We start from the raw sequence: 25480 nt of genomic DNA on the forward strand, positions 1-25480 counted from the left end.
CCGTTACCTGGGCTAAAGCAGTAGTGGGTGCATGACGGCATGCAGGAGCGCCTGGAACGATAGTCTCGGCTAATTAAATCGATAGCCTGCTATTTTTCAAGGATGGTCTACCCTCAGATCTGACGTCTGAAACAAGGGGGATTTTCCATGCTCGCGCAACTTCCACCGGCCTTACAGAATCTGCAGCTTCCGCTTCGCTTGCGACTCTGGGATGGCCATGAGTTCAACCTGGGGCCGACGCCCAGTGTCACCATTGTGGTCAAGGACCCGACGATGGTCACCCAGTTCACCCATCCGAGTCTCGACGCGCTGGGGGCGGCGTTTGTCGAAGGCAGGCTGGAACTGGAGGGCTCGATCAGCGAGGTCATCCGGGTCTGCGACGAATTGAGCAGCGCCTTGCTCGATGAAGACGAAAGCGCGCAGCCAGTGCGTGCGGTGCACGACAAGGAAACCGACGCCAAAGCCATTTCCTATCACTATGACCTGTCCAACGCGTTCTATCAGCTGTGGCTGGACAGCGACATGGCGTATTCCTGCGCGTATTTCGAAACCGGCAGCGAAACTCTGGAACAGGCACAGCAGGCCAAGTTCCGACATCTGTGTCGCAAACTGCGTTTGCAGCCCGGTGATTATCTGCTGGATGTCGGTTGCGGCTGGGGTGGTCTGGCGCGTTACGCCGCGCGTGAATTCGGCGCCAAAGTGTTCGGCATCACCTTGAGCAAGGAACAGCTGGAACTGGCCCGAGAGCGGGTCAAGGCCGAGGGCCTGGAAGATCAGGTTGAGCTGCAATTGCTCGACTACCGCGATCTGCCGCAGGACGGGCGTTTCGACAAGGTAGTCAGCGTCGGCATGTTCGAACACGTCGGTCACGCCAACCTCGCCGAGTACTGCAAGGTCCTGTTCGGTGCAGTGAAGGAGGGCGGTCTGGTGATGAATCACGGCATCACCGCCAAACACACCGATGGTCGTCCGGTAGGACGCGGCGCTGGCGACTTCATCGAGAAATACGTGTTCCCCAACGGCGAGCTGCCGCACCTGGCGATGATCTCGGCCGAGATCAGCGAAGCCGGACTGGAGATCGTCGACGTCGAAAGCCTGCGCCTGCATTACGCACGTACGCTGGATCACTGGAGCGAGCGTCTTGAGGACAACCTCGAAGCGGCCGGGAAACTGGTACCGGATCAGGCGTTGCGTATCTGGCGGCTGTATCTGGCTGGATGTGCCTACGCGTTCGCGCGTGGCTGGATCAACCTGCACCAGATTCTTGCGGTGAAGGCGCATCCGGATGGCAGCCATGAACTGCCCTGGACCCGCGACGACATTTATCACCCCTGAGGCCTGACGACCGTTCGCTCGTTCGAGCGAGCGGCCGGTTAAAGAATCGGTGAAATAAGCCGGGCGATCCGCATGCCGAGCTGTTGCAGGCGGTGGATCTCCCGGCTTTCTTCTTTGGCGACTTCATAAGCCTGCTCGAAGTCTTCGTTGAGCATCTGTTCCACGTGGGCGGCGAACTCGCTGTCGACGGTAAGCAGCATCACTTCGAAATTCAGCCGGAACGAGCGGTTGTCCAGATTGGCGCTGCCGATGGCGCTGATTTCGCTGTCGATCAACACCACTTTCTGATGCAGGAACCCCGGCTCGTAGCGGAATACCCGCACGCCGGCACGCACCGCTTCAAACGCATACAGGCTGGACGCGGCGTAGACGATGCGGTGATCAGGGCGTGAGGGCAGCAGCAGGCGCACGTCGACGCCGCGCAGCACCGCCAGGCGCAACGCGGCGAACACGGCTTCATCGGGAATGAAGTAGGGGCTGGTGATCCACACTCGTTCCGTCGCCGCGTGGATGGCTTCGACGAAGAACAGTGAACAGGTTTCGTAGGCATCCGCCGGGCCGCTCGCCAGCAATTGGCAGAGCACGCCATCTTCCGGGTAGACATCCGGCAGGATCAGCGGTGGCAACGTCCGTGCTGCCCAGAACCAGTCCTCGGCAAACGACTCCTGCATGCAGGCCACCACCGGCCCGCGCACCTGAACATGGGTATCGCGCCACGGCGCCAGGGGCGGTTTCGCGCCCATGTATTCATCGCCGACGTTATGCCCGCCGACGAAGCCGAGTACGCCATCGACCACGACGATTTTGCGGTGGTTGCGGAAATTCACCTGGAAGCGATTGAGCCAGCCGCTGCGTGTGGCGAAGGCTTTGACCTCGACACCGCCATCGCGCAGCGCCTGCACATAACTGTGGGGCAGGGCGTGGCTGCCGATCCGGTCGTAGAGCAGATGAATCGCCACGCCCTCAGCCGCTTTCTTCAGCAACAGATCGAGCAGGCGCTGACCGAGGCGGTCGTCATGGATGATGAAAAACTGTACCAGTACGGCTTCGCGCGCTTGATCGATGGCGTGGAAGATCGCCTCGAAGGTCGCGTGGCCATTCACCAGCAGTTGCACCTGGTTGTTCGCCAGGCACGGCATGCGTCCCAGTTTGGGCATGGCGCGCAGCGAGGCGTAGGCCTTCGAGGCGCGGGCGGTGAGGGCTTCTTCAACCCACGGGCGCCAGTTCAACTCGGAGATCGCCTGACGCATCTGTTCGTTGGCTTGACGCCGCGCCTTGATATAGCCGTCGAAGGTGCTGCGGCCGAAAACCAGATAAGGGATGAGGGTCAGGTAGGGAATGAAAATAAGCGACAATGCCCAGGCGATCGAGCCTTGGGCGGTGCGTACGGTCAGCACCGCATGGATGGCGGCGATCAAGCCGAGGCTATGTATCAGGGCGATCAGATAACCGAAAATGTGCGGTCCAAAATAATCCATGGGGCAGCCTTGCTCCTGAAGACTCAATGCGTAACAGACCATGTTCCGAGGCGAATGTCGCTATTTAATTGGTGCATGAACCGAAGCAATCGGCCGACGTCTAACGGCCACTACTGATCAGGAGTTTTTCGATGAACGTTCGTCTGCTGGGTTTGGCGCTGGGCCTGGGTTTGGCAATGCCGGTGGTTGCGCAGGCGCAAATGCTGCAGCCGGGGCTATGGGAAATGACCTCAAGCAACGTCAAGGTCGATGACCAGCCCATGGATGTGCAATCGATTCTTGGCCAGTTGCAAGGCCAGATGACCCCGCAACAGCGCGCGGCGCTGGAAAAGAACGGAATCAACATCGGCGGCAAGGGCATTCGTGCCTGCCTGACGCCGCAGCAAGTGGCGACCAACGATATTCCCTTGGCCGATCCGCAGTCGGGCTGCAAACAGCAGATCACCGAGCGCACCGGCAACCAGTGGAAATTCCGCTTCAGCTGCCCGAAAGCGCAAGGCACCGGGGTTGCCACGTTCCTCAGTGATCGTGAGTTCACCACGGTGGCCAACGGCACGTTCAACGCCATCGGGATCAACCAGAAGGGCAGCCTGGAAACCCGTGCGGTGTGGTTGGGTCAGGATTGCGGCACTGTGAAGCCAAGAGCTTAAAAGCTTCGCGAGCAAGCCCGCTCCCACAGGGGACAGCACAATCCTTGTGGGAGCGGGCTTGCTCGCGAAGGCGTCTTGGTTGTCACCGCATGAATCGCAGCGCCAGCCCCTGACATCCTTCGTTGATACGCTGCTCTCGCCAGGCAATCTGCCCCGACACCAACGTGGTATTCACCCGATAGCGAAAAGTCTTGTCAGCAAACGGCGTCCACCCGCATTGCGACAGAATCGGTTGCCGCGACACTTCAAGAGCCACAGGCTCAACCAGCACCAGATCCGCCCAATACCCCTCGCGCAAATAACCTCGATCCGGAATCGCAAACAGATCCGCCACCCGATGGCTGGTCTTCGCCACCAACGTGGTGATCGGCAGCACGCCATCGGCCACCAGCTCCAGCAGTGCCGGCAAAGCGTGTTGCACCAGCGGTAAACCGGACGGCGCATCGGCATACGGGCGCTGTTTTTCTGCCCAGGTATGTGGCGCGTGATCGCTGCCGATCACATCCAGTCGATTGCTCAACAAGGCCTGACGGAGCGCGTCTCGGTCGGCTTGTGTCTTGATCGCCGGGTTGCATTTGATCAGGTTGCCGAGGGCCGGATAGTCGCGGTCATCGAATAGCAGATGATGCAGGCAGACTTCGGCCGTGATGTGTTTCTGGGCGAGCGGCTTGTCCTCGAACAACTCGAGTTCGCGAGCGGTGGTCAGATGCAAAACGTGCAGGCGGGTGCCGTGACGTCTGGCCAGTTCCACTGCCAACGAAGAGGAGCGGTAGCAAGCCTCGGCATCGCGAATCAGTGCATGGATATTCGCGGGCAGGTGTTCGCCAAGACGTTCGCGCAGACGTGTTGCATTGGCCTCGATGCTCGGCGTGTGTTCGCAATGCGCCAGCAGTATCGTCGGCACTTCGGCGAATAAACGCTCAAGCGTTTTCGGATCGTCCACCAACATATTGCCGGTGGAGGCACCCATGAACACTTTGACCCCGGCCACTTCGCAGGGGTTGAGCGCGGCGACGGTGTCGAGGTTGTCCTGGCTCACGCCAAAGTGAAAGCCGTAGTTGGCCACGGAGTTAATTGCCGCCCGACGCTTTTTATCCGCCATCGCTTCGAGGGTGAGGGTGGGCGGCTGGGTGTTGGGCATGTCCATGAAACTGGTGATGCCGCCCGCCACCGCTGCGCGCGACTCGGTGTGGATGCAGCCCTTGGCCGGCGCCCCCGGCTCGCGAAAATGCACCTGGTCATCAATCATCCCCGGCAACAGCCATTGGCCATTGGCGTCGATTTCCACACGGGCATTTTCACCGTCGATGCTGCGCGCGATCTTGACGATGCGGCCATGGCTGACCAGCAGATCACCGTCGAACTCGCGTCCTTCATTGACCAGTCTGGCGTTGCGAATCAGCACGCTGCTCATGATTCAGAACTCGTTCTGCAAGGCTTTGTAGCCGCGTACCAGATCGACATTGGTGCGTGCCACGTCTTCGGAAAACTCCGAGGCGCTGACACTCACCGGCGGGAACTGCGAGAGGTCGGTATTGGGGCCGATGCGGGTGGTGGAGGGTACGTAGAACGCACCCGGCAAATCGCGGCCATCGACCACCGAGTTGTGCCGCACCACACAGCCGTCACCGACCACGCAATTGAACAGCACGCTGTTGAAGCCGATGAACACCCGGTCGCCGACTACGCACGGGCCGTGCACGATCGAGCGGTGAGCGATCGAGGTGAATTCGCCGATGGTCACCGCGGCGCCGGATTTGGAATGGATCACCACGCCGTCCTGGATGTTCGAATTGGCGCCGATGGTGATCGGCTCCATCGCACCTGAAGCGTCTACTTCATCGGCGCGGATCACTGCGTAGGGGCCGACGAAGACGTTCTCGCCAATGACCACCTTGCCGCAGATGATCGCGGTTTTGTCGACGTAGGCCGACTCGGCAATTTGCGGCAGATCGCCGGAAGGATTCTTGCGGATCATGGTTGGCTCAGCGCGTTGTAAAGAGTGTTGAGGTTGTATTCGAACAGTCCGGTAAAGGTGCTGGCCGGGCCACTGGCGGCGAGGGCATCGGAGTAAAGGGTGCCGCCGATGTGTGCGCCGCTTTCGTCGGCGATCTGCTTGAGCAGGCGCGCGTCCTTGATGTTTTCCATGAACACCGCTTTGACCTTGGCCTGACGGATTTGGGTAATCAGTGCGGCGACTTCGGCGGCTGACGGTTCACGCTCTGTGGACAGACCTTGCGGCGCCATGAAGTCGATGCCGTAGGCCTGCCCGAGATAACCGAAGGCATCGTGGCTGGTGACGATCTTGCGATTGCCCGGTGGCAGCGAGCCGAGCTTGGCCTTGGCTTCGGCGAGCAGGGCGTAGATCTGTTTCAGGTAGGTCTGGCTGTTGCGTTGGTAGTCGGCCTTGTTCGCCGGATCAGCGGCGATCAGCGCCTTGGTGATGTTGGCGATGTACAGTTCGGTATTGGCCAGGTTGTGCCAGGCGTGCGGGTCGGGAATGGTCTCGCCGTCTTCCACCAGCGAGCGTGGAATTACGCCATGACTGGCATTGATGACGGGGGCTTTGGTCTCGGTGCTGGTCACCAGGCGATCGAGCCATGGCTCGAAACCCAGGCCATTCTTGATAATCAGTTTGGCTTTGAGCAGCGCTTTGGCATCATCAGGCGTCGGTTCATAGGTGTGTGCGTCGGCGTCCGGGCCGACCATGTTGGTGATCTGGATATGCTCGCCACCCACCTGGTGAACCATGTCGGCGAGGATGCTGAAGCTGGTGACCACCGGCAATTTTTCCGCCGCCGATAACGACATCGACAGCAGCAAGCTGAACAACACGAGTAGAGCGCGCATCGGGAAACACCTCATTGGGATGTGAGCAAAGGCGGGCGGCGCAACAAGCCGTGCACCGGCCCGAACACCACGGACAGCAGATAACCGATACCCGCGACCAGCACGATCGCCGGACCGCTCGGCAGCGAGTAGTAGAACGAGATCAACAATCCGCACCACACCGAGAGGCAGCCGATAAGCGCCGAGATGGCAATCAGGCTCGGCAGGCGACGACTCCAGAACCGTGATGCGGCGGCGGGCAGCATCATCAGGCCGACCATCATCAAGGCGCCGATGGCCTGGAAACCGATTACCAGATTGAGCACCACCAAGGTCAGGAACACGCCGTGGGCGAGAGGGCCGAGGCGGCTGACGGTTTGCAGGAATAGAGGATCGAGGGTATCGAGCAGCAGCGGTTTGTAGATCAAGGCCATGGCGACCAGACTCAGTCCCGACACCCACAACATTCCATTGAGGGTCGGACCGTCGACGGCGAGCGCTGAGCCGAACAGCAAGTGCAGCAAGTCGAGGCGCTTGCCGGCGATGCCAAGAATCAGCACGCCGGTGGCGAGTGAGATCGGATAGATCGCCGCGAGGCTGGCGTCTTCGCGCAGACCGGTGCGACGGGTGATCCAGGCGGCGAGACCGGCCATGCCCAGGCCGGCGCCCAGACCACCGAAGGTCAACGCGGGCAGACTCAGACCGGCGAGCCAGAAGCCCAATGCCGCGCCGGGAAGGATACCGTGGGCAACGGCGTCACCGATCAGGCTCATGCGCCGCAGAATCAGGAACACACCGAGCGGCGCTGTGCTACAGGCCAATACCAGTCCGCCGAGCAGCGCTCGGCGCATGAACACGAACTCGCTGAACGGTTGCCAGAGGTGGGCGACGGTGAGCATCAGGCCACCTGCATATTGGGTGTTTGCTGGATCAGTTCGGCACTGGGTCCGAACAGGCATTCGCGGTTTTTGATCAGCAGTGTCTGCGGGATGTGTTGGCGGACGGCGGCGAGGTCATGGCAGACCATCAGCAGTGTTCGTCCTTCGGAGTGCCAGGCATGGATGTGTTGCCAGAGTAACTGCTGGCCCAGTTCATCGAGCGCGGCGTGGGGTTCGTCAAGGAGCAGCAATGGGGCGTCGGTCAGACTCAAGCGGGCGAGCAGGGCGCGCTGCAACTCGCCACCGGAAAGGGCCATCAGCGGACGTTTTTCCAATCCGCTCAAGTGCCAATTTTCCAGGGCGTTGACGAGTCGTTGTGCGCGCAGTTGCGTCGACAATCGACGCCCCCAGAAACCCGCGGCCACCAGCTCTTCGAGGCTGATGGGGAACTGTCGGTCGAGGTGTTGCTGTTGCGGCAGGAACGCCAAACCGCCCTGACGTGGAACACCCAGTGCGACCTTTCCCGATAACGGCTTTTGCAATCCGGCGATGACTTTCAACAGGCTGCTTTTACCGCAGCCGTTGGCGCCGATGATGGCGCTGAGGCTGCCGTGTTCCAGCGAGAGGGTCAGTGGCGAAGTCAGTGGTTGGCCGGGTGCGCCCCAACTCAGGGTGTGGCAACGGATCATTGGAATTCTCGATGCCAGTGGCTTTCGGCGACCGCGTCGTGGGCGTGCAGGCTTTCGGCGTGGATCACTCGCAGGTGGAATCCACTGACGCCGGGGGAGCGGCGCAGAGCCAGATTGAGTCGTCGCGCGGCGTCTTCGCAGAACATCAGGTTTTGCCCATTGGCCAACGCGAAGGCCTGCTCGTCGGCGCGTTTCACGGCGGTTTGCACGGCGGTGCCGAGCGCTGCTTCGGCGTCATTGATGATTGCGCTCAGCGGTAGCTCATCGATGAATCCGTCGAGATGCATATGCAATTGCGCGGTGCTGCGTTGGCTGTGCGGGGTGGCGACAATGCCTTGGCTTGATCCTAGCCAGGCCAAAACTTCGGCATGTTGCAGTGGCTTGTTGGCGAAATCATCGATGAATTGCTGCTGAATCAATTGTCGCGCCAGCGCTGCTGAGCAGGGGCAAGTTGAGGAGTAGGGCACCTCGATTTTCAGTTCCACGTGGAACACTTGGTTTTTCAGACTCGCTGAAATGCTCACTGGGTAGCTCTTCCAACCCGCTAGAGGGCTGACTAACGCGGGCCTTTTCAGCAGCACTTCGCAGTGGATTTTCAGGTAGGCGCTGTTGGATAAACCGTCATGGCTGACCAGAAATTCCTCGAGAACCTGGCGCAATAGGGAGGGAGAGAGGTCCTGCCGCTCAAGTGCCGCCAATGCGAGATATAGCCGCGACATGTGAATGCCGCGCGCCTCGCCATTATCGAGACTCACGCCTGCATCAGCTTTTGCGCTCAGACGTTGGCCTTGCAATAAAACAGGCAGAGCAATGCCGCACATTCCCACCCAATCAAGCGGTAACGCCTGCCGAGCGGCTTGAGTCGCAATATCCGGAAGTGTCAGCGAATTCATGTTCGGAACCATCGTGTTGATTGAATTAGATGTTACATTATAACAATTCAAATCACGATGCCTTTTTCATGAACAGGCTTTCATATGCACCGACGTCATCTGCTCAACCTGCTTGTGTCCAGCACGGCTTTGGCTTTTCCCTTCACCGTTTCGGCTACGCAAATTCGCAATGCACGCCTCTGGCGTTCGGATGACAAGCTCAGATTGGTGTTCGATCTGAGCGGTCCGGTGCGCTACAAAACCTTTTCGCTGAGCGCTCCAGAACGCTTGATCATCGACCTTTCCGGGGCGAGTTTGAGTAGCGATCTCAGTCAATTGAAGCTTGCCGATACTGCGATTCGTTCGATTCGAACAGGGCACTTTGGTCAAGGTGATACACGGATCGTTCTCGACCTGCACCATCCGGTGTTATTGAACAGCTTACTTTTGGCGCCTCAAGATGGCCAAGGGCACCGCTTGGTGCTTGATCTGGTAAACGCCAAACAGGCATCAAGTCCGGCAATGGTTCCACGTGAAACACCCTTGAATCAGGCTCACCCTAAGCGCGACATCATCGTTGTCGTTGATCCCGGGCACGGCGGGAAAGACCCAGGTGCGGTTGGCGCCAAGGGTGAGCGGGAAAAAGATGTGGTTCTTGCCATCGCTCAATTGCTCGCCAAACGCCTGAAAAGGGAGAAAGGCTTCGACGTCAAACTGGTGCGCAATGACGACTTCTTCGTGCCGCTGCGCAAGCGTGTGGACATCGCACGTCAGCACAAGGCCGACATGTTTATCTCAGTACATGCCGATGCGGCGCCACGTCTAACGGCGTCGGGAGCGTCGGTATATTGCCTGTCCGAAGGTGGTGCGACGTCAGCAACTGCACGCTTCATGGCACAGCGAGAGAACGGCGCGGATCTGCTGGGTGCGACCAGTCTGCTCAACCTCAAGGACAAGGATCCGATGCTTGCCGGCGTGATCCTCGACATGTCGATGAACGCCACCATCGCCGCCAGTCTGCAACTCGGCAGCACCGTTCTCGGCAGTCTGGCGGGCATCACCACGCTGCATCAGAAGCGCGTGGAACAGGCAGGATTTGCCGTCTTGAAGTCGCCGGATGTGCCGTCGATTCTGGTGGAAACCGGCTTCATTTCCAACGCCCGTGACAGCCAGCGCTTGGTCACGCCTCGACATCAGCAGGCCGTGGCGGATGGTTTATTCGAAGGGCTGCAGCGTTACTTCCAGAAGAATCCGCCAGTAGATAGCTACATCGCCTGGCAGCAGGAGCAGCAAGAAGCGCAGGTTTAGCAGCCGGTGATCCGACTGCAGGTGAACTTGGCGCTGCTGCCGCCAGAGCTGGAAAAGCGATTGATCGTCGTCCAGCCAACGCGACGGGTGTAGCCAACCCAGGCTTCGCCGTCAGAGGTGAGCCCGGTGAAGAACGTCAGCTGGCCGAAACGACTGTTGGTCTGTGCCCAGTAGCGATTGCCGTGCTTTTCAAAGCCACGCAGGTAAATCGTGCTGCCCACCGTGTTTACGCTGTAGGTATTGCCCTGCGCATCGATGCAGGCCAGCAGATTGGCGCTGCGTGTGCAGTTGGCGGGCGGGGGAATTTTCCCCCAGGCATTGGCCATCGACAGCAATACGAGACTCAGCAGCGAGCATTTCAGGGCAATTTTCATCTCGGTATCCGATGGGCAGTTTGCGTGCAGCTTCCAGCGCTTTATCGGTTTGGGCAAGAGCGGGGCTGGCTTATTTATATTGTTATACTATAACATAAATTTGAATTGAGCCTGAGCTCGCCAATTGCAAGCGTCTGCTTCTGCCAAAGCGCTGTTTTGAAGCCCAAGAACGCGGTGCGCTACGCCAAAACACGCCAAAACACGCCAAAACGCACATCGGCCACAACCTGATGAGGATTATCCAATGTCATCTCCACTTCCCGTGACCGTTCTATCGGGCTTTCTCGGCGCCGGAAAAAGTACACTTTTGAATTACGTACTACGTAATCGACAAGGCTTGCGCGTTGCGGTCATCGTTAACGATATGAGCGAAATCAACATTGATGGCAGCGAAGTCCAGCGCGATGTCAGCCTTAACCGTGCGGAAGAAAAACTGGTGGAGATGAGCAACGGTTGTATCTGCTGTACGTTACGCGAGGACCTGCTCGAAGAAGTCAGCAAACTCGCCCGCGAAGGTAGATTCGATTACTTGCTCATCGAATCTACCGGTATTTCCGAGCCGCTACCGGTCGCCGAAACGTTCACCTTTCGTGACGAGCAGGGCCAGAGCCTCGGCGATGTCGCGCGGCTCGACACCATGGTCACGGTAGTCGACGGTGTGAATTTCCTCCTCGACTATCAGGCTGCCGAAAGCCTCGCGTCCCGAGGCGAGACCCTGGGAGATGAAGATGAACGCTCGATCACCGATCTGCTGATCGAACAAATCGAGTTCGCCGATGTACTGCTGATCAGCAAGATCGACCTCATCAGCCGCCAGGAGCGGGAAGAGCTGATGGCCATCCTCAAACGCCTCAACGCCGAGGCGGAGATCATCCCGATGGTGATGGGCGAGGTGCAGCTGGAGAAGATCCTCAACACCGGGCGTTTCGATTTCGAGAAAGCCGCTCAGGCCCCAGGCTGGTTGCAGGAATTGCGCGGTGAGCACGTGCCGGAAACCACGGAATACGGCATCGCCTCGACAGCCTACCGCGCACGCCGTCCGTTCCATCCGCAGCGCTTTTTCGACTTCATCGATCGCCCATGGCCGAACGGCAAACTGCTGCGCTCCAAAGGCTTCTTCTGGCTCGCCAGCAAACCCAGCGACGCGGGCAGTTGGTCGCAGGCCGGTGGTTTGATGCGCCATGGTTTCGCCGGTCGCTGGTGGCGTTTCGTGCCGAAAAACCAATGGCCGCAGGATCAGGAAAGTACCGCAGCGATCATGGAGAACTGGACACCGAGCGTTGGAGATTGTCGTCAGGAGCTGGTATTCATCGGCCAGAACATCGACTTCGTACAGCTCAAGTCGGAGCTCGACGCCTGCCTGCTGACTGATGAAGAAATGGCCATTGGCGCAGATGGTTGGCGCAGGCTGCCGGACCCGTTCGGCCCTTGGCACGAAGAGGCCGCCTGATGCTTGCGCTCAAACTGCAGCAAAACCGGGCGCGCCATCAGCATCAGGGGGTAACGCCGAAAACGCTGACGCGAATCCTTGAAGACGACGTCAATCTCGCGGTCTGGCAGCGCCAACTGCCGCTGCACATCGCCGATTTCGCAGAGTTGCTGCTCTCGCTCAACGAGCCTTTGGCGGAATCGCTGTGCATCGAATTGCCGAATGAAGACGCCGACCCTGATCTGCAAGGACTGGCCGCCGGGTTCCGTGATCTGCAAGGCTACGAGGGCTTCATCGCGGACCTGCAATGGCTGGTGAGTGCCTTCGCCTGTCTGCTGGGCGCTCGCCGCATCGGTTTGCGCCTGCAGGTGTTGGACAAAGCCATGTGCCCACGCTTCCATGTCGATCATGTGCCGGTGCGCTTGATTACAACCTACGGCGGGATCGGCAGTCAGTGGCTCAAGGAAGGCGTGATGGATCGCGAGCAATTGGGCCAGGCAAACGCCGAACCACGGGACATCGCGAACATCCAGCAACTGCAGAGCGGTGACGTGGCGTTATTGAAAGGCGAGAAGTGGCACGGCAATGAAGGCTATGGCTTGATTCATCGCTCCCCGCAACCGGCGCCGGGTGAGCGACGTCTGCTGCTCACCCTCGACTGGCTCGGCTGACGGCTCAAGGCTTGAGCCACTTGCCCTGGCTCTGGCCTTCGCAGTACGGCTGCAAATACGCCGCGTCGGAGGCGACGCCGTAATAGTGGATATCCTGGCGATAGGGCATATTGGCGACTTGCGCGTTGCTGCACACGCCGAACGCGCCGCTCGGGCATTGATCGACGTACTGCACCTCGACTTTCTGCCCGGCCAGGGTCGGTTGGCAGAAGCCGTCGCTGAACAGCTTCTCGGGAATATTGCGGTTCTGCTGGCAGACTTTGACGTCGAGCCGCTCGCCCTGGCTGTGCACCACGCAAGCCTGGGCCCATGCTTCGCTCGACAGCAGCGTCAACAGCAACGACCATCCCATCCAACGCATGTCCAATCCCCTCAGAAAACGCCCAGTCATGTTGCAGAACATTCCTACCCATGTCATCGCCGGCCCTTTGGGCGCTGGCAAGACCAGCCTGATTCGCCAGCTCATGGCCCAACGGTCGGACGGTGAACGCTGGGCGGTGCTGATCAACGAGTTCGGTCAGATCGGCCTCGATGCCGCGTTGCTGACCCGCGACGCCGATGGTATCGCACTGGGCGAAGTCGCCGGAGGGTGTCTGTGTTGCGTGAATGGTGCGCCGTTTCAAATCGGCCTCGGCCGTTTGCTGCGCAAAGCCAGGCCGGATCGGCTGTTCATCGAGCCGTCCGGGCTGGGCCATCCGGCGCAGTTGCTCAAGCAGTTAAGCGAAGCGCCGTGGTTGGGTGTACTGGCGCTGCAGCCCTGTGTGTTAGTGCTGGATGCCCAGGCGCTGGCCGCCGGGAAAGCCTTGCCGACCGCTCAGCAGGAGGCTTTGGCCAGCGCCGGCCTGCTGTTGCTGAACAAGGCAGAAAGTCTGGATGAGGCTGCACGGCAGACCATCGTCGAGCGTTTGCCGGCAGTCAAAATGATCTGGACGCAGCAGGCGCAACTGCCGTTGAGCGAGTTGCCGGGTGTGGCTGCGCAAGCGGGGGCTGCGGTGGATAACCTTGTTGTGCCCGAGGGATCGGGACCGATTCCGGCGATCTGGAGCGACCCGGCATCGCCGATCTGCCTGAGTCAGGCACAGGAGGGCGGTTGGAGCATCGGCTGGCGTTGGCACCCTGGACAGACGTTCGATACGCAACGTCTGAGCCAATGGCTGCAGAGCCTGGACTGGCGGCGGGCCAAACTGGTTATCCACAGCGCCGGGGGCTGGGTATCGGCCAATGCCGTGGATAACGCCGAACTGGATTGGCAACCCAGCGAGTGGCGACGGGATTCACGTATAGAGCTGATCTTTGCCGATGCACAACGTATCGATGCTTTGCAGTCAGGCCTGACGCAATGCCGGGTGCAGGCGGGTTAGCTCAAGGCTTCCACTTGTTGTGTTCCTGACGCCACTGGCTCAGTTCGATCACTTCGGCCCGTGGACGAGTCACCTCGACCACCGGCGGAGTGTCGTCGAACGGTGCCGGGTAGGGCGCCAGTTCGATCTGTGCGCTGTGCGCGCCAAACTGGGTAATGGTGCCGTTGTGCCGGGTTTCGCCGGTCACGGTGAACTCGAAGTTATAGACCCGGGCCAGGCGCCGCCGCCCGCTGGCATCCTTGATCAAACCGATTTTTTTCAACGCGACGTTACCGTCCAGCAGTTCGACGCCGACGTTGATGCAATGCTGCTTGACCCGCTCCAGCGCCCGCTCGCGCAAGCCGTGGTTGTGCCATAGCCATGCGCCGGCTGCGGCGAACAGCATCAGCACGAAGATGTTTTCGAGGGTCAGCATCAACAGGAAACTCCAAAAGATAAGCTCAGCTTAACTGCGTCGCCGGTCTGTCGTACAGGCTGTGTTTCATCGCATACTGCGCGGCTTGAATTTCAATCGTTTTACGGAATAACCCGAATGAAACGTACGCCTCATCTGCTCGCCATTCAGTCCCATGTGGTCTTCGGCCACGCCGGCAACAGCGCCGCCGTGTTTCCGATGCAGCGGGTCGGGGTGAATGTCTGGCCGCTCAACACCGTGCAGTTTTCCAATCACACCCAGTACGGGCAGTGGGCCGGTGAAGTGCTGGCGCCGCACCAGATCCCCGAACTGGTCGAAGGCATTGCCGCCATTGGCGAGCTGGGCAACTGCGACGCCGTGCTTTCCGGTTATCTGGGCAGCGCGGCGCAGGGCCGGGCGATTCTCAGTGGCGTCGAGTGCATCAAGTCGGTCAATCCGAAGGCGTTGTACCTGTGCGACCCGGTGATGGGCCATCCGGAGAAGGGCTGCAGTGTGCCGGCCGAAGTCAGCGATTTCCTGCTGGAGGAAGCCGCTGCGGTGGCGGACATCATGTGCCCGAACCAACTGGAGCTGGACAGCTTCTCCGGGCGCAAGCCGCAGTCGCTGTTCGATTGTCTGGCGATGGCTCGGGCATTGCTGGCACGTGGGCCGAAAGCGGTGCTGGTCAAGCATCTGGATTATCCGGGCAAGCCGGCGGACGGTTTCGAGATGTTGTTGGTGACCGCAGACGAAAGCTGGCACCTGCGCCGTCCGCTGCTGGCGTTTCCGCGTCAGCCAGTGGGTGTCGGCGATCTGACGTCTGGGCTGTTCCTCGCGCGGGTACTGCTCGGCGACAGTCTGGTGGCGGCGTTTGAGTTCACCGCAGCGGCGGTGCATGAGGTGCTGCTGGAAACCCAGGCGTGTGCCAGTTACGAGCTGCAACTGGTGCGAGCGCAGGACCGGATTGCGCATCCGCGGGTGAAGTTCGAGGCGACGGCGATCAGTCTGTAAGACCGCATTACGTCCATTCGCGAGCAAGCCCGCTCCCACGTTCGACTGCATTCCCATGGGAGGACTGCGATTCAATGTGGGAGCGGGCTTGCTCGCGAAGGCGATCTGTAAAGCGACATCATTCCAAAGGGCTGATCAGGCGTCGCCCTTGATCTCCTGATAACGCTTTTCCAGCTCCTGGCGAATTTGCCGACGCTGCTGGGCCTGCATATAACGACGCTTGTCTTCGCTGTTCTGCGGTTGCAGCGGCGGCACGGCGGCCGGTTTGCGCTGGTCATCCACCGCAACCATGGTGAAGAAGCAGCTGTTGGTGTGGCGCACCGAGCGCTCGCGGATGTTCTCGGTCACCACTTTGATGCCGACTTCCATCGAGGTGTTGCCGGTGTAGTTGACCGACGCGAGGAAGGTCACCAGTTCGCCGACATGGATCGGCTCGCGGAAAATCACCTGATCCACCGACAGCGTTACCACGTAGCGGCCGGCATAGCGGCTCGCACAGGCGTAGGCCACTTCGTCGAGGTATTTGAGCAGGGTACCGCCGTGGACATTGCCAGAGAAGTTGGCCATGTCGGGGGTCATCAATACCGTCATCGACAGTTGGGCGTTTCCGGGTTCCATAACGTTCTCACGGATCAAGGCTGGATGGCTGGACGCACCTCTGCGGGTGCCTGGTGGCTTTTTCAAAAGCACCGTTATCGGGACGCCAGACGACTGGCTGCCGTCACGCCGCGACCGATCTGTTTCCTTATATTGCACCGCCTTCCAGCCGGAAGTCGCGGTGTTAACCTGCAAAAGGCCCTGCCCAAGGGCAATTCCTACACGAAAAGCGGATTTTTACCCAACTCGCTCAGACCTTTCTGAAGTCTGACGGCGGGTCACGTCATACAAGGAGCCCACACCATGCATGCCATCAGCTTTATTCAGGACCTGGCAGTGATCATGTTGGTCGCAGGTGTGGTCACCGTGCTGTTTCACCGCTTCAAGCAGCCGGTGGTGCTCGGCTACATCGTCGCCGGTTTCATCATCGGCCCGCACACACCGCCGTTCGGCCTGATCCACGACGAAGAAACCATCAAGACCCTCGCCGAGCTGGGGGTGATTTTCCTGATGTTCTGCCTCGGGCTGGAATTCAGCCTGCGCAAGTTGTTCAAGGTTGGCGCCACGGCGTTTATCGCGGCATTCCTCGAAATTGTCCTGATGATCTGGATCGGCTACGAGATCGGTCGCTGGTTCGACTGGAACACCATGGACTCGCTGTTCCTCGGCGCAATCCTCGCCATCTCCTCAACCACCATCATCGTCAAGGCGCTCAACGACCTGAAGATGAAGAACGAGCGCTTTGCGCAACTGATCTTCGGCGTACTGATCGTCGAGGACATCCTCGGCATTGGCATCATCGCCTTGCTGTCGAGCATCGCAGTCAGCGGCACGGTCAGCTCCGGCGAAGTGTTCTCCACGGTCGGCAAACTGTCGCTGTTCATGATCGTCGCGCTGGTGGTCGGCATTTTGCTGGTACCGCGTCTGCTGGCGTATGTCGCCAAATTCGAAAGCAACGAGATGCTGCTGATTACCGTGCTGGGTTTGTGTTTCGGTTTCTGCCTGCTGGTGGTCAAGCTTGAATACAGCATGGTGCTCGGCGCCTTCCTGATCGGCGCGATCATGGCCGAGTCGCGGCAGCTGCTGAAGATCGAACGGCTGATCGAGCCGGTTCGCGACCTGTTCAGTGCAATCTTCTTCGTCGCCATCGGCCTGATGCTCGATCCTATGATCCTGCTGCAATACGCGTGGCCGATTGCAGTCATTACCGTGGCGGTGGTGCTCGGCAAGATGTTGTCCTGTGGCCTCGGGGCATTTATCGCCGGCAATGACGGACGCACCTCACTGCGTGTGGGGATGGGGCTGTCACAGATTGGCGAATTTTCCTTCATCATCGCCGCGCTCGGGATGACGCTGCAGGTCACCAGCAACTTCCTTTATCCCGTTGCGGTGGCGGTGTCGGTGATCACCACGCTGCTGACGCCGTATCTGATCCGTGCGGCCGATCCGCTGTCGATCAAGCTCTCGGCGGCAGTGCCCAAGCGTCTGGGCCGGGTGTTCGGCATGTATGGCGAATGGCTGCGCAGCATTCAACCGCAAGGCGAGGGCGCGATGCTGGCGGCGATGATCCGGCGGATCCTGTTGCAGGTCGGGGTCAATCTGGCGCTGGTGATCGCGATTTTCTTCAGCGGCGCGTTCTTTGCCGGACGGCTGTCGGTGTGGATGCAGGACTGGATCGCTGATCCGAGCTGGCAGAAGGCGTTGATCTGGGGCGGGGCACTGTTGCTGTCGCTGCCGTTCCTGATTGCGGCGTATCGCAAGCTCAAGGCGCTGTCGATGCTGCTGGCGGAGATGGGCGTGAAGCCGGAGATGGCTGGGCGGCACACGCAGCGAGTGCGTCGGGTGATCTCCGAAGTGATCCCGATCCTCTCGCTGCTGGTGATCTTCCTGCTGTTGGCAGCCTTGTCGGCCAGTATTCTGCCGACCAACAAGTTGCTGGTGCTGGTCGCCGTAGTCGCGGCCGCCGTGGCGGCGCTGCTCTGGCGCTGGTTCATCCGCGTGCACACGCGGATGCAGGTGGCCCTGCTGGAAACCCTCGACAACCACAAGGAGTCGTCGGGGCACTGACCGACCCGGGCGTCTGGCGAATCAGCTTTCCAGCCAGACGTCCCGCGCCCAGTGCCACACCGATTCCCATGACTCTTCGGTGATCAGCTCTTCTTCGCCGGACCACAGCACCACGGTGCCGTCTTCTTCGACGCAGTAGTAGTTGTCGCCGTCCTGGCAGATCGGGATCAGGTCGCGCGGTACGCCAGCATCCCAGGCGTTGGCCGCGACATCCGGCAGGTAAGTGTGTGATTGCGGGTCGGTGACGGTCACCGGCTCGAGACTGCCGTACACCACGTCACTGACGGTCAGCAGAAACTCTTTGAAGACGAACGGGATGTTGATGAAGAGTTCTTCTTCGATTTCCACCAATTGGTCTTCGTCGGGCAACTCCAGGGGAACCGGTACGGGTTCGTTGGCTTCGCGCAGTTGTTCGATGATTTCTTCCACGTCCGGGATCCTCTTGCTTGAATGGCGCGGTTTATATGGGCCGGTTTATACAGTAGCTCGCTATAGATGCAACCGTGAAATAGAAAACCCCGGCCGAGGCCGGGGTTTTTATTACCACATGCGTAACGCGATGGGGATCAGCCGTTCTGGCGGATACCGGCCACCAGCCAAGGCTGGTTTTCGCCCTGTGGACGTTCCATGTTCCAGCTTTCGCTGAACACTTCGCCCTGGTCGAAACGCGAGGTCTTCGACACACCGCTGAAGGTCAGGGTGGCGATGGTCTTGTCGGCACGATCATCCACGCCGTCCAGCTGTACCTGCAAGTTGTCGATGTAGGTCGACTGGAAGCCGTCGCCCAGGTCCGCACGCTCACGCTTGAGGAAGTCGAGCATTTGCGGGGTCACGAACTCGGCGATCTTGTCCATTTCGTTGGCGTCCCAGTGCTGCTGCAGCGACTGGAAGTGGCTGCGCGCGGCGGCAAGGAAATTCTGCTCGTTGAACCAGGCCGGTGCGTTGATCACCGGACGAGCGGCAACCGGCGCGGCCGAACCACCGAAGATCGAACCCATGGCGGCAGGCTTCTGCTCGAACACTTCACGCTGCATCGGCGCGCCGGCCGGAGCCAGGTGCTCCTGCTGCTTGCGTCGACGAGCGGCGATGAAGCGGAAGATCACGAACGCGATCACGGCCATGATCAGGATGTCGAAGATCTGCATGCCCTGGAAGCCGCCGCCCATGAACATGGACGCCAGCAGGCCGCCGGCGGCGATACCGGCCAGAGGGCCGAGCCATTTCGAAGCGCCACCGGCCTTGGCCGCGGCACCGGCAGCGCCGGCTGCACCAGCGGTCGCTGCTGCGCCGCCCATGCCTGGGGAAGAAGGAGCCATCTGGCTGGTCTGGTGCGTCGGCGCAGCGCCGGCGCTTTTGCCACCACCAAAGCGCTTGGCGTTGGCGTCGAGGCTCATCGTCAGGCCGATGCACAACGCCATGGCGATGCTAAGAAAACGTTTCATAAAGGGAATTCCCGTTTGTGGAGACACGCGCGCCATGTTGCACAGCTGAAGTGTTACTGGCTAGCGAGAGAGTGTTTCGGGCTTTTGCCTGACAGCTTAGGTTCAGCTCCATCGAAGCAATAAGGCCATGTACTTTTGTCTGTAGGAAAATTGGATAGGTTCAGCGGGAAACCTGCTTATCGACGCAACGCCAGCATTACCACACCGGCGGTGATCAGGCCGATGCCGCCCCATTGGCGCAGGTCGAGTTTCTCGCCCAGCAGGATCACGCCGAGCACCGCCACTAGTACCACGCTGAGCTTGTCCACTGGCGCGACCAGCGAAGCCGGGCCGACTTTCAGCGCGCGGAAGTAACACAGCCACGATGCGCCGGTACCCAGGCCAGATAACAGCAGGAACAAGTAGCTCTTGGCGGAAATTGATCCCAATGACTGATATTGGCCCGTCGCGTACAAAATCAAGGCCAGGCTGACCAGGACCACGATGGTGCGCAGCAGGGTGGCGAAGTCGGAATTGACGTTTTCGATGCCGATCTTGGCGAAGATCGCCGTCAGCGCGGCGAAAGTTGCCGAGAGCAGGGCCCAGAATGTCCAGGAAGAGAAGAAGCCTGAGCCCATGGAAATATCCTTAAAGATGAGCCGACACAAAGCCTTGTAGGAGTGAGCCTGCTCGCGATGAGGGCGTGTCAGACAATAAATATATTGAATGATAAATCGCTATCGCGAGCAGGCTCACTCCTACAAAAAGCAGTCGAGCAAGGCGTTAAATAGCTTCCAGCTTGGCGTATCCCAGCATCAGCCACTTGCTGCCTTCGCTGAAGTTCACCTGCACCCGCGCCTGCGCGCCGGAACCTTCGAAGTTGAGGATCACGCCGTCGCCGAAGATCGAATGTCGTACCGCCTGACCGAGGCTGAAGCCGGTTTCCGGGATCTCGCTACCGCTGAACAGGTTGCTGCCGCTCATCGACTGGTTGCCGCCGAACGGTCGGCTGACACTGTTCGACAGGCGCACTTCCTGAATCAGCCCCTTCGGCACTTCACGGACGAAACGCGAGACCTTGTTGTAGGTTTCGCTGCCGTACAGGCGCCGGGTTTCAGCATAGGTCATCACCAGATTCTGCATGGCACGGGTGATGCCCACATAGGCCAGGCGGCGCTCTTCTTCAAGGCGACCCGGTTCTTCCAGGCTCATCTTGTGCGGGAACAGGCCTTCTTCCATGCCCACCAGGAACACGTAAGGGAATTCCAGGCCCTTGGCGCTGTGCAGGGTCATCAGCTGAATGCTGTCTTCGTGCTCGTCGGCTTGAGTGTCGCCGGCTTCCAGCGACGCGTGGCCTAGGAATGCCGCCAGTGGCGTCAGCTCTTCGTCTTCTTCGGTGGTTTCGAAGTTGCGCGCGGCGCTGACCAGTTCCTCAAGGTTTTCCACCCGGGCCTGGCCTTTCTCGCCTTTTTCCGCTTCGTGATAGGCGATCAGCCCCGATTGCTCGATGACGGTCTGGGTCATCAAGTGCAGTGGCATCTCCATGCACTTGGCGGCAAGGTTCTCGATCAGCTCGATAAACGCACCCAAGGCGCCGGCAGCGCGACCGGTCAGGCCTTTATTGGCGACCAGTTGGCGCATCGCTTCCCACATTGATACATCGCTGTGGCGAGCATGGTCGCGGATCGCCTCGACGGTTTTTTCGCCAATGCCGCGGGCCGGGACGTTGATCACTCGCTCCAGCGCCGCGTCGTTACCACGGCCTTCGAGCAAGCGCAGGTAGGCCATGGCGTTCTTGATTTCCGCGCGCTCGAAGAAGCGCTGGCCGCCATAGATGCGGTACGGAATGCGCTCGCGCAGCAAGGCTTCTTCGAGAACGCGCGATTGGGCGTTGGAGCGGTAGAGAATCGCGATATCGCTCCGAGCCAGGCCGGTTTTCAGCGCGCTTTCGATGGTTTCGACAACGTAGCGTGCTTCGTCGTGTTCGTTGAACGCGGCGTACAGGTTGATCGCTTCACCATCGCCACCGTCGGTCCACAGCTCTTTGCCGAGACGTCCGGTGTTGTTGGCGATCAGGGCGTTGGCCGCCTTGAGGATGCCGGCGGTGGAGCGGTAGTTCTGCTCCAGACGAATGGTCACCGAATCCGGGAAGTCGGACGAGTACTGATGAATGTTCTCGATTTTCGCCCCGCGCCAGCCGTAGATCGACTGGTCGTCGTCGCCGACCACCATCAGGCTGTCGCCGCCCTTGCCGAGCAGGCGCAACCAGGCGTACTGCACGGCGTTGGTGTCCTGGAATTCGTCGACGAGGATGTGGCGGAAGCGCTTCTGATAGTGCGCCAGCAGACCCGGGTGATCGCGCCACAGGTCGAGGGCGCGCAGCAGCAGTTCGGAGAAGTCGATGACGCCGGCGCGCTGGCAGGCCGCCTCGTAAGCTTCGTAAATGCCGCGCATGGTCGCCAGGTACAAGTCGCCGCTGGCCTGAATGTGTTGCGGACGCAGACCTTCGTCTTTCTGCCCGTTGATGAACCACTGGGCCTGACGGGCCGGCCAGCGTTGTTCGTCCAGCCCCAGCTCGCGGATCACCCGCTTGACCAGCCGCTGCTGGTCGTCGCTGTCGAGAATCTGGAAAGTCTGGCTCAACCCGGCTTCCTGCCAGTGCGCCCGCAGCAAGCGGTGCGCCAGGCCGTGGAAGGTGCCGACCCACATGCCGGCCGGGTTGATACCCAGCAACTGCTCGATGCGATGACGCATCTCGGCAGCGGCCTTGTTGGTGAAGGTCACCGACAGAATGGAGTGGGGCGAGGCGTTTTCGACCTGGATCAACCAGGCGATACGGTGCACCAGCACTCGGGTTTTACCGGAACCGGCACCGGCCAGGACCAACTGACGGCCAACGGGGGCTGCTACGGCCTGGCGTTGGGCATCGTTGAGGGAGTTCAGCAGAAGGGAGAGATCATCGCGCATCGGGGCATTCTAGGGTGCGCCGCAGGCCCGGGCAAACCGAGCTTTGCATTAGCCGATGAAAGTGCCGCCGATGACGACCGGTCGGTCACTGGCTACAGGCTTCGGCCCGCCTCACTCTGCGGGTTTTGCCAGTGATCGGACGGCGGAAAGTTTCCGGCAAATTATGATCTGGAGCAGTTTGGCAACGGGGTTGGCTTGTGTATGCTCCGTCCACGTTTCGGGCCCATGCTCACTCTTATAAGAACAACAACATTGCACAAGACCCTCAGCTCAGACCTGTCGGGCCCCTCTGTGGAACCCCGGGTCATCCGCAAGCATTACGCCGTCGAAATGGCGGTCGAACGCACGCGCCTGCTGTATCAGGGCTCGCTGCTGCCGACGATGTTCATGTTACTCAATGGTCTGGTCTGCGCCGCTTTGCTCTGGAGCCCGCAGCGCTATTTCGTGGTCAGCATCTGGCTGGTCTGGTTGTTGTCGCTGGTGGCGCTGCGGGTGATTCAGGTCGCGGCGTTCGATTCGGCGATCCCTGACCGCCAGGCCCAGCCGATCTGGTTCCGCATGTTCCTGCTCGGCTCGACCATGACCGGTCTGACCCTGGCCGGTGCCGGCATCGCCCTGGTGCCCGCCGACAACTTCATGCAGCAAGCCTGGGTGTTCGGCCTGATCGGTGCCGCGACGTTATCGGCCAGCGTTGCCTACGCCGTCAGCCTGCCGGCGTTTCTGTCTTTTACCTTGCCGTGCCTGTTGCCGGCGATCGGCTACCTGTTCTGGGGCGGAGATGAGCAGGCGCGCGGTTGGGGCTGGCTCGGGCTGATTCTGCTCGGTTCGCTGAGCGTGGTCGCCTGGCAGGTCAATCGGCTGATTGATCGTGGCTTGCTGCGACGGTTTCAGAATCAGCACCTGATCGAACACCTGCAGCAAGCGCAGAACCGCAGCGAGCAGCTCAATCAGGCGCTGGCCAAGGAGATCGAACAGCGGCGCTGTGCCGAGGGCCAATTGCGTGAAGCACAGATCGAGCTGGAAGACCGCGTGGCCCAGCGCAGCCGCGAGCTGGACATAGCCAATCAGGCGTTGAGCAAAAGCGAAGCCCGGCTGGCCCTGGCGTTGAAGGCCAGTGAGCTGGGGCTGTGGGACTGGAACCTGCAAACCGACGAAGTCCACCACACGCAGATCCAGGAGCTGTTCGGCCTCGCGCCGGAGTACGTCACGGCGATCTTGCGCGACCTCAAGCCACGCCTGCATCCCGAGGACGTGCCGTCGCTCAAGCAGGCGCTGATCGAGCACCTGAAGGGCCGCACCGAGGACTATCAGATCGAATACCGCGTGCGTCACGGCGACGGCCATTGGGTGTGGATCGAGGATCGCGGCCGCGCCGTGGAGCGCAGTGACAGTGGGCGGGTGATCCGCATGGTTGGCACCCGGCGCGACATCAGCGCGAGCAAAAGCCTCGAAGAACAGCAGCGACTGGCGGCCACGGTGTTCGAAGCAGCCAGTGAAGGCATCGTCATTCTCGACCCGAACTATGCCTTGATCGCGATCAATCAGGCGTTCAGCCGCGTCACCGGTTATGACATCGAAGACATGCTCGGGCGCAACGTCGTCGAACTGCCATGCAGTCGTGATGCGCGGCGGCACTACGTCTCGATCCGCCACGCGTTGGAGCAGCACGGCAGTTGGCAGGGCGAACTGGTGGAAACCCGCAAGAACGGCGAGCTGTATCCGCAGTGGCTGCAACTCAACGCGGTGCGCGACAGTCGAGGAAATGTCAGCCATATCGTCGGCTTCTTCGCCGATCTGTCGGCGCGGCGCGAATCCGAGGAGCGCATGCGCTTCCTGACGCACTACGATGAGCTGACCGGGCTGGCCAACCGCTCGCTGTTCCGCGAACGCCTGCACGAAGCCCATCAGCGCGTGCGTCAGGGCGGGCGCCGCAGTCTGGCGCTGCTGCACATCAATCTCGATCGCTTCAAGCTGCTCAACGACAGCCTCGGCCACGAGGTGGCGGATCAGCTGTTGCAGAAAATGGCTCGACGCCTGGTCAACGCCTTGCCGGAGGCCGACACCATTGCCCGACTATCCGGTGATGAATTTGCCGTGCTGTTCGATGCCTACGGCAACCTGTCGAGCCTGGCGCGGGTCGCGACGCGGCTGTCGAGCAAGCTGCGTCTGCCGCTGACGGTCGAAGGGCATGAACTGGTGGTCAGTGCCTCGATGGGCATCAGCATGCTGCCGGACAACGCCCGGGAAATCTCTGCGCTGGTCAGTCAGTCGAACATGGCCATGCAACACGCCAAGCATCTGGGCGGCAACAATTTCCAGTTCTACACCGACAGCCTGCAGGCCAGTACCCTTGAGCGCCTGCAACTGGAAAACCAGCTGCGCAAAGCCATCGAAGACAAGCAGCTCAAGGTGTTCTACCAGCCGAAGCTGTGCCTGCAAACCGGGCGCCTGAATGCGGCGGAAGCGCTGGTGCGCTGGGATCATCCAAGCATGGGCCGGGTGCCGCCGGGGGACTTCATTGGTTTGGCCGAGGAAACCGGACTGATCGGCCCGATCGGCGAATTCGTGCTGCGCCAGGCCTGCTGGCAGGCGTGCGAGTGGCAGCGTCAGGGGCTGGAGCCGATTCGGGTATCGGTGAACCTGTCGGTGCATCAACTGCGTCAGGGCAAACTGGTCAGCCTGGTGCGCCAGGTGCTGGAAGAAACCGGGCTGGCGCCGCATTACCTCGAACTGGAACTTACCGAAAGCCAGTTGCTCGACAGCGTCGAACACATCATCGCGACCTTCCAGCAGTTGCGTGATCTGGGGGTGAAGCTGGCGATCGATGACTTCGGCACCGGCTATTCGTCGCTGAGTTATCTGAAACGGATTCCGGTGGATTACGTGAAGATCGATCAGGCATTCATTCGCGGGCTGGGGCAGGGCAGTGAGGATTCCGCGATCACCCGGGCGATCATTGCCATGGCGCACGGGCTGTCGTTGAAAGTGGTGGCTGAAGGCGTCGAGCGGCAGGAACAGCTGGAATTTTTACGTGCTGAACGCTGCGACGAAGTGCAGGGGTATCTGATCAGTCGCCCAGTGGAGGCTGAGCGTCTGGCCGGGCTTTTGCGCGAACAGGGAAATCCGCTTTAAGGGCTACATGCACTCCA

General features: G+C 60.4%; 24 protein-coding genes. 9 read left to right on the forward strand and 15 right to left on the reverse strand.

Annotated features, from left to right (window positions below):
• Positions 1–147 precede the first annotated feature (147 nt).
• Positions 148–1335, forward strand: coding sequence for a C17 cyclopropane fatty acid synthase CfaB (gene cfaB, locus AC3WMV_RS11930; RefSeq protein ID WP_027610322.1), 1188 nt, complete (start codon positions 148–150; stop codon positions 1333–1335).
• A gap of 38 nt (positions 1336–1373) precedes the next feature.
• Here cfaB and cls read toward each other — a convergent pair whose 3' ends face one another.
• Positions 1374–2813: a cardiolipin synthase gene (gene cls / locus AC3WMV_RS11935; RefSeq protein WP_103367950.1), complete on the reverse strand. Its 1440-nt coding sequence runs from the start codon at positions 2811–2813 to the stop codon at positions 1374–1376.
• 131 nt (positions 2814–2944) lie between these two features.
• Here cls and AC3WMV_RS11940 point away from each other — a divergent pair, with 131 nt between their 5' ends.
• On the forward strand, positions 2945–3463 hold the full coding sequence (locus AC3WMV_RS11940; RefSeq protein ID WP_027610324.1) for a DUF3617 domain-containing protein: 519 nt from the start codon (positions 2945–2947) through the stop codon (positions 3461–3463).
• Positions 3464–3545: 82 nt separating this feature from the next.
• On the opposite strand, the gene AC3WMV_RS11945 is transcribed toward AC3WMV_RS11940, so the two are convergent.
• The 6 genes from AC3WMV_RS11945 to folE2 are packed head-to-tail and all read right to left on the reverse strand — an operon-like array spanning position 3546 to position 8752.
• On the reverse strand, positions 3546–4877 hold the full coding sequence (locus AC3WMV_RS11945) for a dihydroorotase (RefSeq protein WP_103369755.1): 1332 nt from the start codon (positions 4875–4877) through the stop codon (positions 3546–3548).
• Positions 4878–4880: 3 nt separating this feature from the next.
• Positions 4881–5441, reverse strand: coding sequence for a gamma carbonic anhydrase family protein (locus tag AC3WMV_RS11950; protein WP_097090254.1), 561 nt, complete (start codon positions 5439–5441; stop codon positions 4881–4883).
• Positions 5438–6313: a metal ABC transporter substrate-binding protein gene (locus AC3WMV_RS11955; RefSeq protein WP_097090255.1), complete on the reverse strand. Its 876-nt coding sequence runs from the start codon at positions 6311–6313 to the stop codon at positions 5438–5440. The genes AC3WMV_RS11950 and AC3WMV_RS11955 overlap by 4 nt, the downstream gene beginning before the upstream one ends.
• A gap of 11 nt (positions 6314–6324) precedes the next feature.
• On the reverse strand, positions 6325–7191 hold the full coding sequence (locus AC3WMV_RS11960; protein WP_103369756.1) for a metal ABC transporter permease: 867 nt from the start codon (positions 7189–7191) through the stop codon (positions 6325–6327).
• Positions 7191–7859, reverse strand: coding sequence for a metal ABC transporter ATP-binding protein (locus tag AC3WMV_RS11965; RefSeq protein ID WP_103369757.1), 669 nt, complete (start codon positions 7857–7859; stop codon positions 7191–7193). The genes AC3WMV_RS11960 and AC3WMV_RS11965 overlap by 1 nt, the downstream gene beginning before the upstream one ends.
• Complete coding sequence (folE2, locus tag AC3WMV_RS11970) at positions 7856–8752, reverse strand: GTP cyclohydrolase FolE2 (protein ID WP_103369758.1); 897 nt, start codon at positions 8750–8752, stop codon at positions 7856–7858. The genes AC3WMV_RS11965 and folE2 overlap by 4 nt, the downstream gene beginning before the upstream one ends.
• A gap of 84 nt (positions 8753–8836) precedes the next feature.
• Between folE2 and AC3WMV_RS11975 the strand changes: the two genes are divergently transcribed.
• Positions 8837–10039, forward strand: a complete 1203-nt coding sequence (locus AC3WMV_RS11975) for an N-acetylmuramoyl-L-alanine amidase (RefSeq protein WP_103369759.1) — start codon at positions 8837–8839, stop codon at positions 10037–10039.
• Here the strand turns inward: AC3WMV_RS11975 and AC3WMV_RS11980 are convergent.
• Positions 10036–10413, reverse strand: a complete 378-nt coding sequence (locus tag AC3WMV_RS11980) for a glutamine synthetase (RefSeq protein WP_103369760.1) — start codon at positions 10411–10413, stop codon at positions 10036–10038. The genes AC3WMV_RS11975 and AC3WMV_RS11980 overlap by 4 nt on opposite strands.
• A gap of 244 nt (positions 10414–10657) precedes the next feature.
• Between AC3WMV_RS11980 and zigA the strand changes: the two genes are divergently transcribed.
• Complete coding sequence (gene zigA, locus AC3WMV_RS11985) at positions 10658–11863, forward strand: zinc metallochaperone GTPase ZigA (RefSeq protein ID WP_103369761.1); 1206 nt, start codon at positions 10658–10660, stop codon at positions 11861–11863.
• Positions 11863–12513 carry a DUF1826 domain-containing protein gene (locus tag AC3WMV_RS11990; RefSeq protein WP_027610334.1) on the forward strand — a complete coding sequence of 217 codons (651 nt, stop codon included), beginning with the start codon at positions 11863–11865 and terminating at the stop codon, positions 12511–12513. Before zigA ends, AC3WMV_RS11990 begins: the two co-directional genes overlap by 1 nt.
• 4 nt (positions 12514–12517) lie before the next feature.
• Here AC3WMV_RS11990 and AC3WMV_RS11995 read toward each other — a convergent pair whose 3' ends face one another.
• Positions 12518–12874: a hypothetical protein gene (locus AC3WMV_RS11995; RefSeq protein ID WP_027610335.1), complete on the reverse strand. Its 357-nt coding sequence runs from the start codon at positions 12872–12874 to the stop codon at positions 12518–12520.
• Positions 12875–12902: 28 nt separating this feature from the next.
• Here AC3WMV_RS11995 and AC3WMV_RS12000 point away from each other — a divergent pair, with 28 nt between their 5' ends.
• Complete coding sequence (locus AC3WMV_RS12000; RefSeq protein WP_103369762.1) at positions 12903–13874, forward strand: CobW family GTP-binding protein; 972 nt, start codon at positions 12903–12905, stop codon at positions 13872–13874.
• Position 13875: 1 nt separating this feature from the next.
• Here the strand turns inward: AC3WMV_RS12000 and AC3WMV_RS12005 are convergent, their stop codons facing one another.
• Positions 13876–14289, reverse strand: a complete 414-nt coding sequence (locus AC3WMV_RS12005; RefSeq protein ID WP_025112628.1) for a DUF3301 domain-containing protein — start codon at positions 14287–14289, stop codon at positions 13876–13878.
• A gap of 117 nt (positions 14290–14406) precedes the next feature.
• On the opposite strand from AC3WMV_RS12005, the gene pdxY reads away from it, so the two are divergent.
• A complete protein-coding gene (gene pdxY / locus AC3WMV_RS12010) occupies positions 14407–15279 on the forward strand; it encodes a pyridoxal kinase PdxY (protein WP_103369763.1) in 873 nt (290 codons plus the stop codon).
• A gap of 135 nt (positions 15280–15414) precedes the next feature.
• Here the strand turns inward: pdxY and AC3WMV_RS12015 are convergent, their stop codons facing one another.
• Positions 15415–15897 carry an acyl-CoA thioesterase gene (locus tag AC3WMV_RS12015; RefSeq protein ID WP_003229693.1) on the reverse strand — a complete coding sequence of 161 codons (483 nt, stop codon included), beginning with the start codon at positions 15895–15897 and terminating at the stop codon, positions 15415–15417.
• A 282-nt stretch (positions 15898–16179) separates the two neighbouring features.
• On the opposite strand from AC3WMV_RS12015, the gene AC3WMV_RS12020 reads away from it, so the two are divergent.
• Complete coding sequence (locus AC3WMV_RS12020; RefSeq protein ID WP_007960872.1) at positions 16180–17943, forward strand: cation:proton antiporter; 1764 nt, start codon at positions 16180–16182, stop codon at positions 17941–17943.
• A 21-nt stretch (positions 17944–17964) separates the two neighbouring features.
• Here the strand turns inward: AC3WMV_RS12020 and AC3WMV_RS12025 are convergent, their stop codons facing one another.
• From AC3WMV_RS12025 to uvrD, 4 genes are all read right to left on the reverse strand, one after another.
• The gene (locus tag AC3WMV_RS12025) at positions 17965–18372 is read right to left on the reverse strand and encodes an SMI1/KNR4 family protein (RefSeq protein ID WP_024164487.1); all 408 of its coding nucleotides are present in this window, start codon (positions 18370–18372) and stop codon (positions 17965–17967) included.
• 137 nt (positions 18373–18509) lie between these two features.
• A complete protein-coding gene (locus AC3WMV_RS12030; RefSeq protein WP_007962237.1) occupies positions 18510–19385 on the reverse strand; it encodes a Tim44 domain-containing protein in 876 nt (291 codons plus the stop codon).
• Between the two features lie 176 nt (positions 19386–19561).
• Positions 19562–20002 (reverse strand): EamA family transporter, encoded by a 441-nt coding sequence (locus tag AC3WMV_RS12035; protein WP_027610340.1) that lies wholly within the window; start codon positions 20000–20002, stop codon positions 19562–19564.
• Between the two features lie 145 nt (positions 20003–20147).
• Positions 20148–22331: a DNA helicase II gene (gene uvrD, locus AC3WMV_RS12040; RefSeq protein ID WP_095137765.1), complete on the reverse strand. Its 2184-nt coding sequence runs from the start codon at positions 22329–22331 to the stop codon at positions 20148–20150.
• A gap of 201 nt (positions 22332–22532) precedes the next feature.
• Between uvrD and AC3WMV_RS12045 the strand changes: the two genes are divergently transcribed.
• Entirely contained in the window at positions 22533–25463 is a 2931-nt protein-coding gene (locus tag AC3WMV_RS12045) for a GGDEF domain-containing phosphodiesterase (protein WP_178085250.1), read from the forward strand.
• Positions 25464–25480 lie beyond the last annotated feature (17 nt).

The sequence above is a fragment of the Pseudomonas sp. FW305-3-2-15-E-TSA4 genome (genome assembly GCF_058787295.1).